The 12,437-nt window shown below is 69.8% G+C and carries 12 protein-coding genes; 1 reads left to right on the top strand and 11 read right to left on the bottom strand.

Going from position 1 to position 12,437, the window contains the following annotated elements; translation table 11 throughout:
• Window positions 1-19: 19 nt before the first annotated feature.
• The 11 genes from ftsW to ACZ45O_RS02280 form a co-directional block, all read right to left on the bottom strand.
• Window positions 20-1,045 (bottom strand): putative lipid II flippase FtsW, encoded by a 1,026-nt coding sequence (ftsW, locus tag ACZ45O_RS02330; RefSeq protein ID WP_464855351.1) that lies wholly within the window; start codon window positions 1,043-1,045, stop codon window positions 20-22.
• A gap of 141 nt (window positions 1,046-1,186) precedes the next feature.
• Window positions 1,187-2,191, bottom strand: coding sequence for a phospho-N-acetylmuramoyl-pentapeptide-transferase (gene mraY, locus ACZ45O_RS02325; RefSeq protein WP_464855350.1), 1,005 nt, complete (start codon window positions 2,189-2,191; stop codon window positions 1,187-1,189).
• Window positions 2,192-2,235: 44 nt separating this feature from the next.
• Entirely contained in the window at window positions 2,236-3,765 is a 1,530-nt protein-coding gene (locus ACZ45O_RS02320; RefSeq protein ID WP_464855349.1) for a UDP-N-acetylmuramoyl-tripeptide--D-alanyl-D-alanine ligase, read from the bottom strand.
• Window positions 3,762-5,255 carry a UDP-N-acetylmuramoyl-L-alanyl-D-glutamate--2,6-diaminopimelate ligase gene (locus ACZ45O_RS02315; protein ID WP_464855348.1) on the bottom strand — a complete coding sequence of 498 codons (1,494 nt, stop codon included), beginning with the start codon at window positions 5,253-5,255 and terminating at the stop codon, window positions 3,762-3,764. The genes ACZ45O_RS02320 and ACZ45O_RS02315 overlap by 4 nt, the downstream gene beginning before the upstream one ends.
• Window positions 5,256-5,358: 103 nt before the next feature.
• Window positions 5,359-7,482 carry a penicillin-binding transpeptidase domain-containing protein gene (locus ACZ45O_RS02310; RefSeq protein WP_464855346.1) on the bottom strand — a complete coding sequence of 708 codons (2,124 nt, stop codon included), beginning with the start codon at window positions 7,480-7,482 and terminating at the stop codon, window positions 5,359-5,361.
• 175 nt (window positions 7,483-7,657) lie between these two features.
• Window positions 7,658-8,044, bottom strand: coding sequence for a hypothetical protein (locus tag ACZ45O_RS02305; RefSeq protein WP_464855345.1), 387 nt, complete (start codon window positions 8,042-8,044; stop codon window positions 7,658-7,660).
• A 127-nt stretch (window positions 8,045-8,171) separates the two neighbouring features.
• Window positions 8,172-9,128 carry a 16S rRNA (cytosine(1402)-N(4))-methyltransferase RsmH gene (gene rsmH, locus ACZ45O_RS02300; protein ID WP_464855344.1) on the bottom strand — a complete coding sequence of 319 codons (957 nt, stop codon included), beginning with the start codon at window positions 9,126-9,128 and terminating at the stop codon, window positions 8,172-8,174.
• A 60-nt stretch (window positions 9,129-9,188) separates the two neighbouring features.
• On the bottom strand, window positions 9,189-9,611 hold the full coding sequence (mraZ, locus tag ACZ45O_RS02295) for a division/cell wall cluster transcriptional repressor MraZ (protein WP_464857628.1): 423 nt from the start codon (window positions 9,609-9,611) through the stop codon (window positions 9,189-9,191).
• A gap of 265 nt (window positions 9,612-9,876) precedes the next feature.
• Window positions 9,877-10,227 carry a hypothetical protein gene (locus tag ACZ45O_RS02290; RefSeq protein WP_464855343.1) on the bottom strand — a complete coding sequence of 117 codons (351 nt, stop codon included), beginning with the start codon at window positions 10,225-10,227 and terminating at the stop codon, window positions 9,877-9,879.
• Entirely contained in the window at window positions 10,224-10,406 is a 183-nt protein-coding gene (locus ACZ45O_RS02285) for a hypothetical protein (RefSeq protein ID WP_464855342.1), read from the bottom strand. Before ACZ45O_RS02285 ends, ACZ45O_RS02290 begins: the two co-directional genes overlap by 4 nt.
• A complete protein-coding gene (locus ACZ45O_RS02280) occupies window positions 10,394-10,876 on the bottom strand; it encodes an ATP-binding cassette domain-containing protein (RefSeq protein WP_464855341.1) in 483 nt (160 codons plus the stop codon). The genes ACZ45O_RS02285 and ACZ45O_RS02280 overlap by 13 nt, the downstream gene beginning before the upstream one ends.
• A 265-nt stretch (window positions 10,877-11,141) precedes the next feature.
• Between ACZ45O_RS02280 and ACZ45O_RS02275 the strand changes: the two genes are divergently transcribed.
• Window positions 11,142-12,395, top strand: a complete 1,254-nt coding sequence (locus tag ACZ45O_RS02275; protein ID WP_464855340.1) for a Glu/Leu/Phe/Val family dehydrogenase — start codon at window positions 11,142-11,144, stop codon at window positions 12,393-12,395.
• Window positions 12,396-12,437 lie beyond the last annotated feature (42 nt).

Below are 12,437 nucleotides of genomic sequence, written 5' to 3'. Positions count from 1 at the left end.
TTGCCACGTCGTGCGGCCGCTAGTTGCGGCAGTGCCGGGAGACCCCCAGCAGGATGCCCACCCCGGAGAGGGTGATCAGGAGCGAGGTGCCGCCGTAGCTCAGGAAGGGCAGCGGGATGCCCGTGGAGGGCACGGACGCCGTGACCACGGCGATGTTCAGGGCCGCCTGCAGGGTGATCAGCGAGGTGACCCCCGCCGCCAGGAGGCTGGTGAAGCGGTCCGGCGCCTGGATCGCGATGCGGTAGCCCCGCCACGCAAAGGCGAAGAAGAGCAGCAGCACCAGCGCGGCGCCGATGAAGCCCAGCTCCTCCCCCAGCACCGCGTAGATCATGTCGGTGTGCCGCTCGGGCAGGTAGAAGTACTTCTGCCTGCTCTCGCCGAGGCCGACGCCGAACAGCCCCCCGGAGCCGAAGGCCAGCAGGGCCTGGATGATCTGGTAGCCCGAGTCGGTGGGGTCGGCCCAGGGGTTGAGGAAGGTGGTGATGCGGCTCCAGCGCTCCTCGTCGATCTTCGCCAGGGCGAAGACCCCGAGCGCCCCCACCACCCCCAGGCCCGCCAGGTGCGTAAGCCGGGCGCCGGCCGCAAACATCATCAGGGCGCCGGTGCCGGCCAGGGTCATGGACGTGCCCAGGTCGGGCTGCAGCATGATCAGCCCGAAGAGCAGGCCCAGCACCAGCACGGGGGGCAGGAGCCCCCGCACGAAGTCGCCCACGTCCCGGGCGTACCTGGCCAGGTAGGTGGAGAGCCACATAATGTAGGCGAACTTGGTCACCTCGGAGGGCTGAAACGCCAGCTGGCCGTAGCCCAGCCAGCGCCGGGCGCCCAGGCGCGAGATGCCGACGCCGGGGATGATGACCAGGACGAGCAGGGCGATGGCCACCAGCAGGGCCGTGCGGCTGTGCTTCTGCCAGAACCACGGGCTGATGCTGGCGAAAAGCGCCATGGCGGCGAGGCCGACCCCCACCCAGATCACCTGGCGCACCAGGAAGTAGTACCGGTTGCCGAAGTCCGCCTCCGCGATGGCGGTACTGGACGTATACACCATGACAATTCCAATGCCGAGTAATAACGCAACCACTGCCATGAGGGTGTAGTCCGGACTCCTGCGCTGTACCTGCACGAGAGCCGACCCCCTCAATCTGTCACTGCCCGGCCGGCCTCCGGGGCGGCGCCCCGGGCAGACCCGCTACCGCGCGCCCAGCATCCCGGGCAGGGCGAGCCAGCCGAGGATGGTGAAGAGCAGCGAAGCCCCCCAGAAGAGCCGGAGCACCTGGCCCTCCGACCAGCCCAGCAGCTCGAAGTGGTGGTGCAGCGGGGCCATCTTGAAGATGCGTCTGCCGGTCAGCCGGAAGGAGAGCACCTGCAGGATGACCGAGATGACCTCGATCACGTAGACGGCGCCGACGATGACCAGCAGGAACTCGGTCTTGGTGAGCACCGCCATCGCGGCCAGGGCGCCGCCCAGGGCGAACGAGCCCACGTCGCCCATGAAGATGCGGGCGGGATGCCGGTTGTAGTAGAGGAAACCGAGAGCCCCGCCCACCAGGGCCGTGCCCAGCACGGCCATGTCGACCTGCCCCACGGCCAGGGCGACCACGAGTCCGTAAAAGCCGAAGGTGATGACGCTGAGTCCGCCCAGGAGGCCGTCGAGCCCGTCGGCGAAGTTGACGGCGCTGGCGGTGCCCCAGACCATGACCAGCACCAGCAGGTAGTAGAGCGGCTTGCCCAGGTCGAAGGTGAGGTTGACCAGAGGCAGCGTCACGGCGGTGCCCAGGTCCAGCACCTCCACCGCCCCGTAGCCCAGCACCGCCGCCAGCGCGACCTGCGCCAGCAGCTTGTCGCGGGCCCGGAGCCCCAGCGACCGCTTCAGCACCACCTTGATGTAGTCGTCGGCGAAGCCCACCAGGCCGTGGCCCACGGTGAGCACCAGGGCGATGATCAGCCGGAGCAGCGCGTCGCCCGCCCGGGGGGCGAAGATCAGGGTGGCCAGCAGCGCGGGGATGGCGAAGATGATGCCGCCCATGGTGGGCGTCCCCGCCTTGGCCTGGTGGCGGGCCGACATCTCGGCCCGGATCGTCTGCCCGGCCCGCAGCCGCCGCATGAGCGGGATGACCACGGGACCCAGGGCGAGGGCCCCGATGAGTGCGGTAAGTCCGGCGCCGGCCAGGCGAAGCAGCGTGGTCTGTTCCATAAAATCGAGCCCTTTCCTCGTGTTCTGCAGCAGACGCTCCGGGATTACGGCTGCGGCCGGTCCAGGTGTGCTGCGAGCGCCTGTACGATCTCCTCCATCGTCATGCCGCGGGAGCCCTTCACCAGCACCGTGTCCCCCGGGCGGAGGCGCTCCTGCAGGAGGGCGACCGCCTGGCGGTTGCCGGGCACCTCATGCACCTCCCGGAGCCGGGCGCCCCCGGCACCGCCCGCACCTTCGCCGGCCTGCGTGGCGCTCCCGCCGCCCACCGCCTCCCGTGCGCCGGCCGCGATGTGGCGGCCCAGTTCGCCCACGGCCACCAGTTCGTCAGCCAGCCGCGCCGCGGCAGCCCCCACCTGCCGGTGCCCCTCCACCTCCATCTCGCCCAGCTCGTACATCTCGCCCAGCACGGCGACGCAGCGGCCGCCGGGGCCGGCGAGGCTCCGCATGACCTCCAGCGCAGCGATGACCGAGGCCGGGGCGGCGTTGTACGTGTCGTCCAGGATACGGATGCCCCCTGCCTCCACCAGCCGCATCCGGCTGCCGGCGTTCCGGAACCGGGCGAGCCCCCGGGCCACCGCCTCCGGGTCCATGCCCTGCGAGAGCCCCACGGCCGCGGCGGCCAGGGCGTTGAGGAGGTTGTGGGGCCCCGGCGCCGGCAGGTACGCGTCGGCCTCTCCCATGCAGCTCACCAGCCGGAACCGCTGGGCCATCGGCCCGTCGGGCCGCACGTCGGCAGCGGTCACCCAGCGCGCCGCGCCCTCCTCAGGCGCACCCGCCGCAGCGGGCGGACTCGCCCTGCCGGGCGTGCCCGGCACGGCCGCGGCCGCCTCCCGGGCCGTCAGGCCGTAGTACCAGACCCGGGCCTTTGTAGCGGCGGCCATCGCCCGCACGTGCGGGTCGTCGGCGTTCAGCACGGCGTCGCCGTCCGCCGGCAGGGCCCGCACCAGTTCCGACTTGGCCAGGGCGATGTTCGCCTGCGTGCCCAGCAGCTCCAGGTGGGTGATGCCCACGTTGGTGACCACACCCACCTGCGGCCGGGCGATGGAGGCCAGGTAGGCGATCTCGCCCAGGGCGCGCATGCCCATCTCGAGCACGGCCGCCTCGTGGTCGGCGCTGAGGCCGGCCAGCGAGGCCGGCAGGCCCACCTCCGAGTTCAGGTTGCCTTCCGTCCGGAAGACCCGGAAACGCTCGCTCAGCACCGCCGCCACCATCTCCTTGGTGGTGGTCTTGCCCACCGACCCGGTCACGCCCACCACCCGCAGGCGCGGGTGGCGGCTGCGCAGGGCCAGGCCCAGGCGCCCCAGGCCCAGCAGGGGGTCGGGGCAGACCACGACGGCCGCCCCTCCGGCGGCAACCGGACGGGCCGCCAGGATGCAGGCGGCCCCGGCGCCGGCAGCCCGCCAGGCGAAGTCGTGGCCGTCCACGCGCTCGCCCACCAGGGCCACGAAGCAGTCGCCGGGCTGTACCCGCCGGCTGTCCCACGCCAGGCCGGTCACCCGCGCGGCCGGGTCGCCCGCGGCCACGCGGCCTCCCGTGAGCTCGGCGATCTCGGCGGCGGTAAACAGATGTGTCAACTCGATCCGCCCTTTCCGACCCGCGCCTCAATCAACGAGCGGGCCACCGCCCGGTCGTCGAAGGGGATGGTGCGGTCCTTGAAGATCTGGTACGTCTCGTGCCCCTTGCCGGCGATGACGATCACATCGTCCGGCTCCGCCATGGTCACCGCCCGGCGGATGGCTTCCGCCCGATCGATGACCACCTCGTAGGTATGGCTGGGCAGGATGCCGTCCACCAGGCCGGACTCAATCTGTTGGACGATGCGGACCGGGTCCTCGCTCCGCGGGTTGTCCGAGGTGACGATGGTGTGGTGCGCCAGACACCCGGCGATGCGCCCCATGATGGGCCGCTTGGTGGGGTCACGGTCACCGCCGCAGCCGAAGACGACGATCAGCCGGCCCCGGGTGAAGGCCCGGGCCGTGCGCAGCACGTTCTCCAGCGAGTCCGGCGAGTGCGCGTAGTCGACGAAGACCCCGAAGGGCTGGCCGGCCCGCACCGGCTGCAGCCGGCCCGGCACCCCCTCCTCCGCCTCCAGGGCGGCGCGGATCACCGCCAGGTCGACGCCCTCGGCCACCCCGGCGGCCGCCGCGGCCAGGGCGTTGTATACGTTGAACCGGCCCACCAGCCGCAGCGCGACCGGCACCTCGCCCTGCGGGGTGCAGAGCCGGAACCGCGTGCCGGCCGGGCTCAGGTCCACATCCACCGCCCGCACCATCGCGCCGGGGCGCATCCCGTAGGTGTAGACCGGCACCTCGGTGACGGAGCGGTAGTACCCGCTGGCGGGGTCGTCCGCGTTGAGCACGGCGGCCTTGCGGGCCTTGTAGCCGGGACGGCTCAGCAGGCGGAAGAACCGGGCCTTGGCCTCCCGGTAGGCGCTGAACGTACCGTGATAGTCCAGATGATCCTGGGTAAGATTCGTAAATACCCCAAGGTCAAACTCTACATCATCTACACGGTTCATGTCGAGTCCTTCAGAGGAGGCTTCCATGACCACGTACGTACAGCCTGCCTCCGCCATCTGGTGAAAGAGCCGCTGGAGGTCGGAGGCCTGGGGGGTGGTCAGCCTGGCGGGCCGCCGCTCCCCGGGCATGAGCGTGTGCACCGTGCCGGTCAGCCCCACCCGGTGGCCCTGGCGCTCCAGCACCGCCTTGATGAGGTGGGTGGTGGTCGTCTTGCCGTTGGTCCCCGTCACCCCGACGACCCGCATCCGGCGCGACGGGTGGCGCCAGAGGAGGGCGGCCAGCCGGCCCAGGGCCGCGCGGGCCGAGTCGGTCTGGATGACGGCCACGTGATCGGGCGCAGCGACCGGCCGCTCCACCACCAGGGCCGCCGCCCCCCGCTGCACCGCCTCGGCCGCAAAGTCGTGGCCGTCGGCGTTCCGCCCGGGCAGGGCGACGAACAGCGCGCCGGCCGTAACCTCCCGCGAGTCGTAGACGACGTCGGTGATCTCGGCCGCCGGGTCTCCCTGAAGCAGCCGGCCCACAACCAGGCAATCCTTCACCCGCATCGTGCAATCCGCCTCACTTTACCGGAGGTTGCACCTTCTGTTGCCCATTATTTCCACATAATAGTGGTGAGATACCTCCTCTATTCTGCAGTCTTTTACGAAATCAGCGACTGTTTTGTTCTGGGAATTTCAGGAATACCCTGACCGGGGTTCCGCTGGGCACGCGGGTGCCCGCGGGCGGATCCTGCCGGTAGACCGCCCCCCGGCCCTCCGCCTCCATCAGCAGGCCCCGCTCGGCCAGCGTGCGCGCCGCCTCGTGCAGCGACAGGCCCGACAGCGCCGGCACCGTCACCTCGCGGGATCCGGGCCCTGGCGGGGTCAGGTTCGCGACGATCTCGCCGCCCTTGTAGGCCGTGGCCCCGGGGAGGGGGAACTGGCTCACCACGTAGCTGCCGGCGCCGGTGAAGGAGACCGTGAAGCCGGCCTCCCGGGCGACCTGCTCGGCGTCCGGGACCGGCAGGTTGACCAGCGGGGGCACCAGGGCCGGCTCCGGCTCCCGCGGAGGCTCCGGCTCCCAGGGTTCCCGCTGCCTGCGGGGCGGCGCCTCCGACTTGGGCGCCTCCAGGTAGGCGAGCACCGAGCCCATCACCTCGCCGAAGATCGGGGCGGCGATCTGCCCGCCGTAGTATGCGCCCACCGGCTCATCGATGGAGATCAGCACCGCCACCTGCGGGTCGGGATACGGGGCGAAGCCGACGAAGGAGGCGATGTACTTGCCCTGGGCGATGCGCCCGTCGATCACCTTGTTGGCGGTGCCGGTCTTGCCGCCCACCTGGTACCCCGCGACACGGGCGTTCTTGCCGGTGCCGGTCTCCACCACCTCTACCATCAGCTCCTGCACGTAGCGGGCCACCTCGGGCGACACCACCTGGCGCACCTCCCGGGGCTGGATCTCCTTCACGAGGTTGCCCTCGTGGTCGTAGATGGCCTTGCCCAGGTGGGGCCACATCAGCTTGCCGTCGTTGGCGATGGCGGCGATGGCGGTGAGCATCTGGATGGGCGTGGCGGTGAGGGTCTGGCCGTAGGCCTGCACCGCCAGGTCGATGGCGGTGGCCTCCTTCTTGGGCCGATACTGGCCCGTGGCCTCGCCGGGCAGGTCGATGCCGGTGGGCCGGTCGAGGCCGAACCGGGCGTGGTACTCGTAGAACCGGTCGGCCCCAAGCCACATGCCCAGGGTGCCGAAGCCGACGTTGGAGGACTTGGCCATGACCGTGTCGATCCGAACGCTGCCCAGCCCCTTGTGGTCCCAGTTGCAGATGGACCAGCCCTCCACCGTCATGCAGCCGGTGTCGTGGATGACGGTGTTCCGGTCGATGACGCCGCTGTCCAGGGCCGCCGCGGCGGTGATGGGCTTGAAGATGGAGCCGGGGTTCAGGGCGTCGGTGACGGTGAAGATGCGGCGCAGCTGCGGGTCGGAGTTGCCGCCCAGCTCGGGGTCGTAGCGGGGCCACTGGGCCAGGGCCAGGATCTCGCCGGTCTTCACGTCCATCACGATGATGGCGGCCCGCTGGGCGTTGGTCTCAAGGACTGCCCGCTCCACGTCGCGCTCGATGATGCGCTGCAGGTTCACGTCCAGGGTGGTGACCAGGTCGTGCCCCGGTGCGCCGTAGAGCACGTGGCACTCGCCGTCCTCCATCGGCAGCCCGCGGGCGGTGTACTCGCACTGAATCTGGCCGTTCTGCCCCTTCAGGTACTCGTTGTAGGTCAGCTCAAGCCCCTCGATGCCCTGGTGGTCCAGGTTGGCGATGCCCAGCACGTGCACCGCCAGCTCATCCTCGGGGTAGTAGCGGCACTTCTCGGGGGCCCGGCCGATGCCGGTGATGTTCAGGGCCTTCACCTGCGCGGCCACCTCGGGGTCCACCTTGCGCTTCAGCCACTCGAAGAAGGTGTGCCGGCTCATCCGCCGCTCCAGTTCCTCCGGCTCCATATTGAGGATGGGCGCCAGGGCCTGCGCCGCCGCCGCCTTGTCCTTGATCAGGATGGGTTCGGCGTAGATCGACTCGCAGACCCGGTTGGTGAGCAGCGGGTAGCCGTTGCGGTCGAGGATCTGCCCCCGGTCCGCCTGGATCGGCACCGGGCGCATGCGGTAGCGGAACGCCTTGTCGGCGAAGAAGTCGCCGGCCGCGATCTGCAGGTAGATCATCCGGCCGATGAGGGCGGTGAAGATGAGGCCGAAGATGCCGATCAGGGCGACCGTGCGCCGCCTCTGCAGCACGCCTGCGCTCATGCCTGCAACGCCTCCCCGGGCAGGGTTGGACACAGGCAGTCTATGCGGCAGGTTGTCCGCGCAGAAGAATAACCCCCTCGCCCGTCGGGCAAGGGGGTCTTTGTGTGCCTGGTTTCGCGGTCTGCCTGGGAGCAGCTTGTCCGCAGGGACCGGTCTGGCGGTCAGCCTGCAGCAATCAATCCGCAGCAAACAGGTTCAGCCGGTTGTTGACCCGCTCCAGCAGGGCCTGCCAGAGCGTCGGCGCCTCCTCGGTCACCTGCGGGGCCGGGGCCTCGGGCGCGGCAGGCGTGCGCACCGCGACCGCCTCCTCCCGCCCCTCCAGGGTCTCGGCCACGCCGGTGGGGGGCAGCATACCGTGGGCCAGGGCCCACCGCTCCACCTCGTCCACCGAGGCGGCGTTGGCGATCATGGCCTCAAGGGCGTGGTTCTGCTCCTGCAGCTGCGCGATCTGCCGCCGGGCCTGCGCCGTGGCGGCCTCCACGCTCCGGGTGGCCACCTTGGTCTGCACCACCGAGAAGGCGATCACCATCAGGGCCAGCCAGGCCACGACCAGCCCGAGCACCGCAGGGAGGCTGATCCGGGGGCGCGCCGGGCGGGGCGCCGGCCGGGGGGCCTGCCGGGGCGCGGACGCTGGCTGGGCAGCGGGCTGAACCTTCGGAACCCGAGTCAATTGCGGTGCAGCCGACATCTCAGTTCGCCTCCTCGTCTCCCTGAAGCTTGACGACGGCCCGGAGCGTCGCGCTCCGCGACCGGGGGTTCTCCTTCACTTCGCTCGCCGACGCCCGCACCGGCTTGCGGGTGACGGGCTCGGCCAGCGGCACCCGGCCGCAGACGCAGACCGGGATGTCCGGCGGGCAGGTGCAGGGCTTCGCCCAGCGGGCGAAGGTCTGCTTCACGATGCGGTCCTCCAGCGAGTGGAAGGTGATGACCGCCAGCCGGCCCCCGGGCCTGAGCACCCGCAGGGCGCCCTCCAGCCCTCGCTCCAGCACGCCGAACTCGTCGTTGACGGCGATGCGGATGGCCTGGAAGGTGCGCCGGGCCGGATGGCCGCCCTCCCGCCGTGCGGCGGCGGGGATGGCCGCCTTGATGATCTCCACCAGCTGGCCGGTGGTCTCGATGGGGCCCTGGCTCCGGGCCCGGACGATGAACCGGGCGATGCGGCTCGCCCAGCGCTCCTCGCCGTACTCCCGGATGACCCGGGCGATCTCGTCCTCATCCCACTCGTTCACCAGCACCGCCGCGCTGAGCGGCTGCGTGCGGTCCATGCGCATGTCCAGCGGCGCATCGTGGTGGTAGCTGAAGCCGCGCTCCCCCTCATCGAACTGGTGGGAGGAGACGCCGATGTCCATCAAGACGCCGTCGACGGGACCGGTGCCCAGCCGGTCCACCACGTCGGCGATGTGCTCGAAGTTGGTCCGCACGAGCCTGACGCGCTCCCCGAACGGCGCCAGCCGCTCGCCGGCGGCCCTGAGGGCGTTGTCATCCTGATCGAACCCGATCAGGCGGCCGTCGGGGGCCGACTGGCGGAGGATCTCCGCCGCGTGGCCGCCGCCGCCGACCGTGCAGTCGATGTACGTGCCGCCCGGCCGCACGGCCAGGGCGTCCATGGTCTCGTGCAGGAGCACGGGGATGTGGTGAAAGGCCACGGGAATCGCCTCTTCTTCCAGGTTCGCAGCCCTCTGCGGGGTTCGGCCCGACGTCTGCGGTCAGAAGCCCAGCTTCTCCGCGATCTCCGTGTACAGCTCGTCGGCCTCCTCACTGTACTCTGCCCACCGCTCCTGCGCCCAAATCTCCACCCGGTTCTCGACGCCGAGGATGACGCACTCCTTGACGATGCCGGCGTACTCACGCAGGTTGGCGGGCAGCAGGACGCGCCCCTGCGGGTCCAGCTCGCACTCGGTGGCGCCCGAGAAGAAGAGCCGGTTGAAGGCCCGGGCGGCGCTGGTGCTCATCCCGAGGCCCCGCAGCTTCTGGCTGATGGCCTCGAACTCGGCCAGCGGAAAGACGAACAGACAGCGGTCCAGCCCCTTTGTGGCAATAAAGCGCTCGCCCAGCCCCTCGCGCAGCCTGGCCGGGATGATGAGCCGCCCTTTTGCGTCAACTGCGTGCTGGAACTCGCCCATGAACATGGCTGTCTTCCCCCGCTGCCTGGTGCCCTGCAGTAGCGCCGGCCGCATGGTGAAGAGCTTGCGGTGGGAGGTTGCCCTCTAACGGGCGTTCAATGGGACAGCGCCCCACTTTCCACCACTCTTCACCACCATAGTACCACGAAATGGGCAAAAGGCAAGGGTTTCCTGCAAAGAAGCCCGCCCCCACTGCGGGGGCGGGCCCTGAATCGGCGGCCGGCGCCGTGAGACACTATGGACGGCAGGGGCAATGCCGGAACCCCCCGCCTCAGGAGCGCATGCTCAGCAGGTTCCCCGACTCGTACCGGCGCAGGCCCAGGTGAAACGTCCACACCCCCAGCCCCATGAAGATCGCCGCGGCACCGGCCAGCCCGAGGAGACCGAGCCAGTCGAACTCCCGCACCAGGTCCACGGGCAGGGTGGAGATGAGGGCGGCCGGCAGGGTGTAGCCGTTGATCACCGCACCTTCGGCGGCGAACGTGGCCCGCCAGAGCTGGACGAAGACGTAGAGCACGATCACCAGGAACAGGGTGGCCAGCAGCTGGTTCCACACATACGCCCAGGCGGACCGCACGGAGATGCGCCCGACCTCGACGTACTTCAACAGGCGGCGCCTCATCCGGACACCCCCTTCCCCTGGTAGATGGCGGCGATGACCCGCTCCATCGGCGGCATGGTGATGGCGATGTCCTGCACCGGGTACGCCCGGAGCAGCTGGCTCAAAGTCGCCTCGATGGGGGAGACCCGGGTGTCCACCGCCAGCTTCAGGCCGTATCCCTTCGCCTTCAGCACCCGCACCGCCGGCAGAGGTGCTCGATGTCGCCGGCGTCGTGGGAGGTCAGGAAGACCGTCACCCGCTCCTCCCGGTTGGCCCGGCGGATCAGGTCGCGGATGGCGCCCTTGGCCACCGGGTCCAGCCCGATCGTGGGCTCATCCAGGAAGAGGATCTCGGGCCGGTGGAGCAGGCTGGCGGCGATCTCGCAGCGCATCCGCTGCCCCAGGCTCAGCTTCCGGGCCAGCGTGTGCATGATCTCCTCCAGTTCGAACAGCTCAGCCAGTTCCGCCCGCCGCCTCAGGTACGCGGACCAGTCCAGCTCGTAGATGCGGGCCAGCAGGTTAAAGGTGTCCACCGGCGGCAGGTGCAGCCAGAGCTGGGACTTCTGGCCGAAGACCGAGCCGATGCGGAAGGCCAGCCGCACAGTCTGCGGACGCAGCGCAGACCGAAGGCGGGCCCAGGACGACTCCGGCTTGCGGTGGACGCGGAACACCTTCTGCAGCCCGTGAAATCACGGTCATACCTGAACCCCCCTCCTCTCCAAATATTGATAAAGTAGACGCCGAAGGTCCCCGCAAGGTTCCAAGATTGCATAGAAATCGGAGCGAAAACCGGCCGTATTCAGCGCAGGACAAGGCGTGCACGGTATGCACGGAAATGCAGCGCCCCCGGCCTTGCCGGAGGCAGGACTGGCGCCTGTATTTGCTGAATACTGGCATGGGTGTCCGTATGCAAGGATCGAAGGGAGGATCTCGTACATGACTGGCCAGGAGTTCTTCCGAGATACCCAGGAGACGATTCGCGCTGCAGTCGCCAAACTGGGCCACTCGGAGGGCGTCTACAAGGTACTGCGCAACCCCAGGCGCACCCTCGAGGTGCACATCGCGGTGACGATGCCCGACGGCTCGGTTGAGACTTTCCTGGGTTACCGTTCGCAGCACGCCGCCGTGTTCGGCCCGTACAAGGGCGGCATCCGGTTCCATCCCAGCGTCACCAAGGAAGAGGTCGAAGCGCTGGCGATGCTCATGACCCTGAAGAACGCCGTGCTCGGCCTGCCGTACGGGGGCGCGAAGGGCGGCGTCATCTGCGATCCCAACGCACTCCCGCTCTCCGTGGTCGAGCAGATCGCACGGGGCTACGTGCGGGGGTTGCGCGACATGATCGGTCCTGAGACGGACATTCCCGCGCCGGACGTGAACACCAACGCGCGCGTCATGGGCTGGATGCTGGATGAGTACCTGAAGTCCACCAACGCCATCAACTTCTCGGTGTTCACCGGCAAGAGCCTGAACCTGGGCGGCATTGAGGGGCGCGCGGGGGCCACCGGCCTGGGCATCGCGTACGTCACGCGCGAGGCCTGCAAGGTAAGGGGCGTGGAGCTGAAGGGCGCGCGGGTGGCCATACAGGGCTTCGGCAACGTGGGCCGCGGCGTGGCCCATGCCATCACGAGCCTGGGCGCGAAGGTCGTCGCGGTCACCGACATCACCGGCGGCGTGTACCGGGAGGAGGGCCTCGACGTCGCCAAGCTGACGGAGTACGTGCAGGCCCACGGCGGCGTGGCCGGCTTCCCCGGCGTGGAGCCGCTCACCAACGAGCAGCTTTTCGCCCTGCCGGTAGATGTCCTGATCCCCGCGGCGCTGGAGGGGCAGATCACCGCGCCGGTGGCCGAGCAGATCAAGGCGCCCATCGTGGTGGAAGGCGCCAACGGCCCGACCACCCCCGAGGGCGCCCAGGTGCTGGCGGACCGGGGCATCATGCACGTCCCGGACATTCTGGCGAATGGCGGCGGCGTGACCGTCTCCTACTTCGAATGGGTGCAGGGCCAGCAGGGCGGCCTGCGCTGGTCCGCGGAGACCGTGCACCGCCAGCTTGACACCTACATGACCGAAGCGTTCGCCGCCGTGCGGGCATACAGCCAGAGGTACAACGTATCGATGCGTGAGGGCGCCTACCTCTACGCCGTGGACCGGCTCGCCACGGGCATGATCGAGCGGGGCTGGGTGCCCAGTTAGGTCCGGACGCCTCACGGCGCCGGCCAGAGAGGGGGCTATTGT

Source organism: Symbiobacterium turbinis, assembly GCF_055383075.1.
This window is presented reverse-complemented; position numbering and strand designations above follow the sequence as displayed.

What these genes read in the sequence shown, in the direction of transcription:
- ftsW (WP_464855351.1), bottom strand. Translation starts at nt 1,045, where the DNA reads ATGGTGTATACGTCCAGTACCGCCATCGCGGAGGCGGACTTCGGCAAC.
- mraY (WP_464855350.1), bottom strand. Translation starts at nt 2,191, where the DNA reads ATGGAACAGACCACGCTGCTTCGCCTGGCCGGCGCCGGACTTACCGCA.
- ACZ45O_RS02315 (WP_464855348.1), bottom strand. Translation starts at nt 5,255, where the DNA reads ATGCGGGTGAAGGATTGCCTGGTTGTGGGCCGGCTGCTTCAGGGAGAC.
- ACZ45O_RS02310 (WP_464855346.1), bottom strand. Translation starts at nt 7,482, where the DNA reads ATGAGCGCAGGCGTGCTGCAGAGGCGGCGCACGGTCGCCCTGATCGGC.
- mraZ (WP_464857628.1), bottom strand. Translation starts at nt 9,611, where the DNA reads ATGTTCATGGGCGAGTTCCAGCACGCAGTTGACGCAAAAGGGCGGCTC.
- ACZ45O_RS02290 (WP_464855343.1), bottom strand. Translation starts at nt 10,227, where the DNA reads ATGAGGCGCCGCCTGTTGAAGTACGTCGAGGTCGGGCGCATCTCCGTG.
- ACZ45O_RS02275 (WP_464855340.1), top strand. Translation starts at nt 11,142, where the DNA reads ATGACTGGCCAGGAGTTCTTCCGAGATACCCAGGAGACGATTCGCGCT.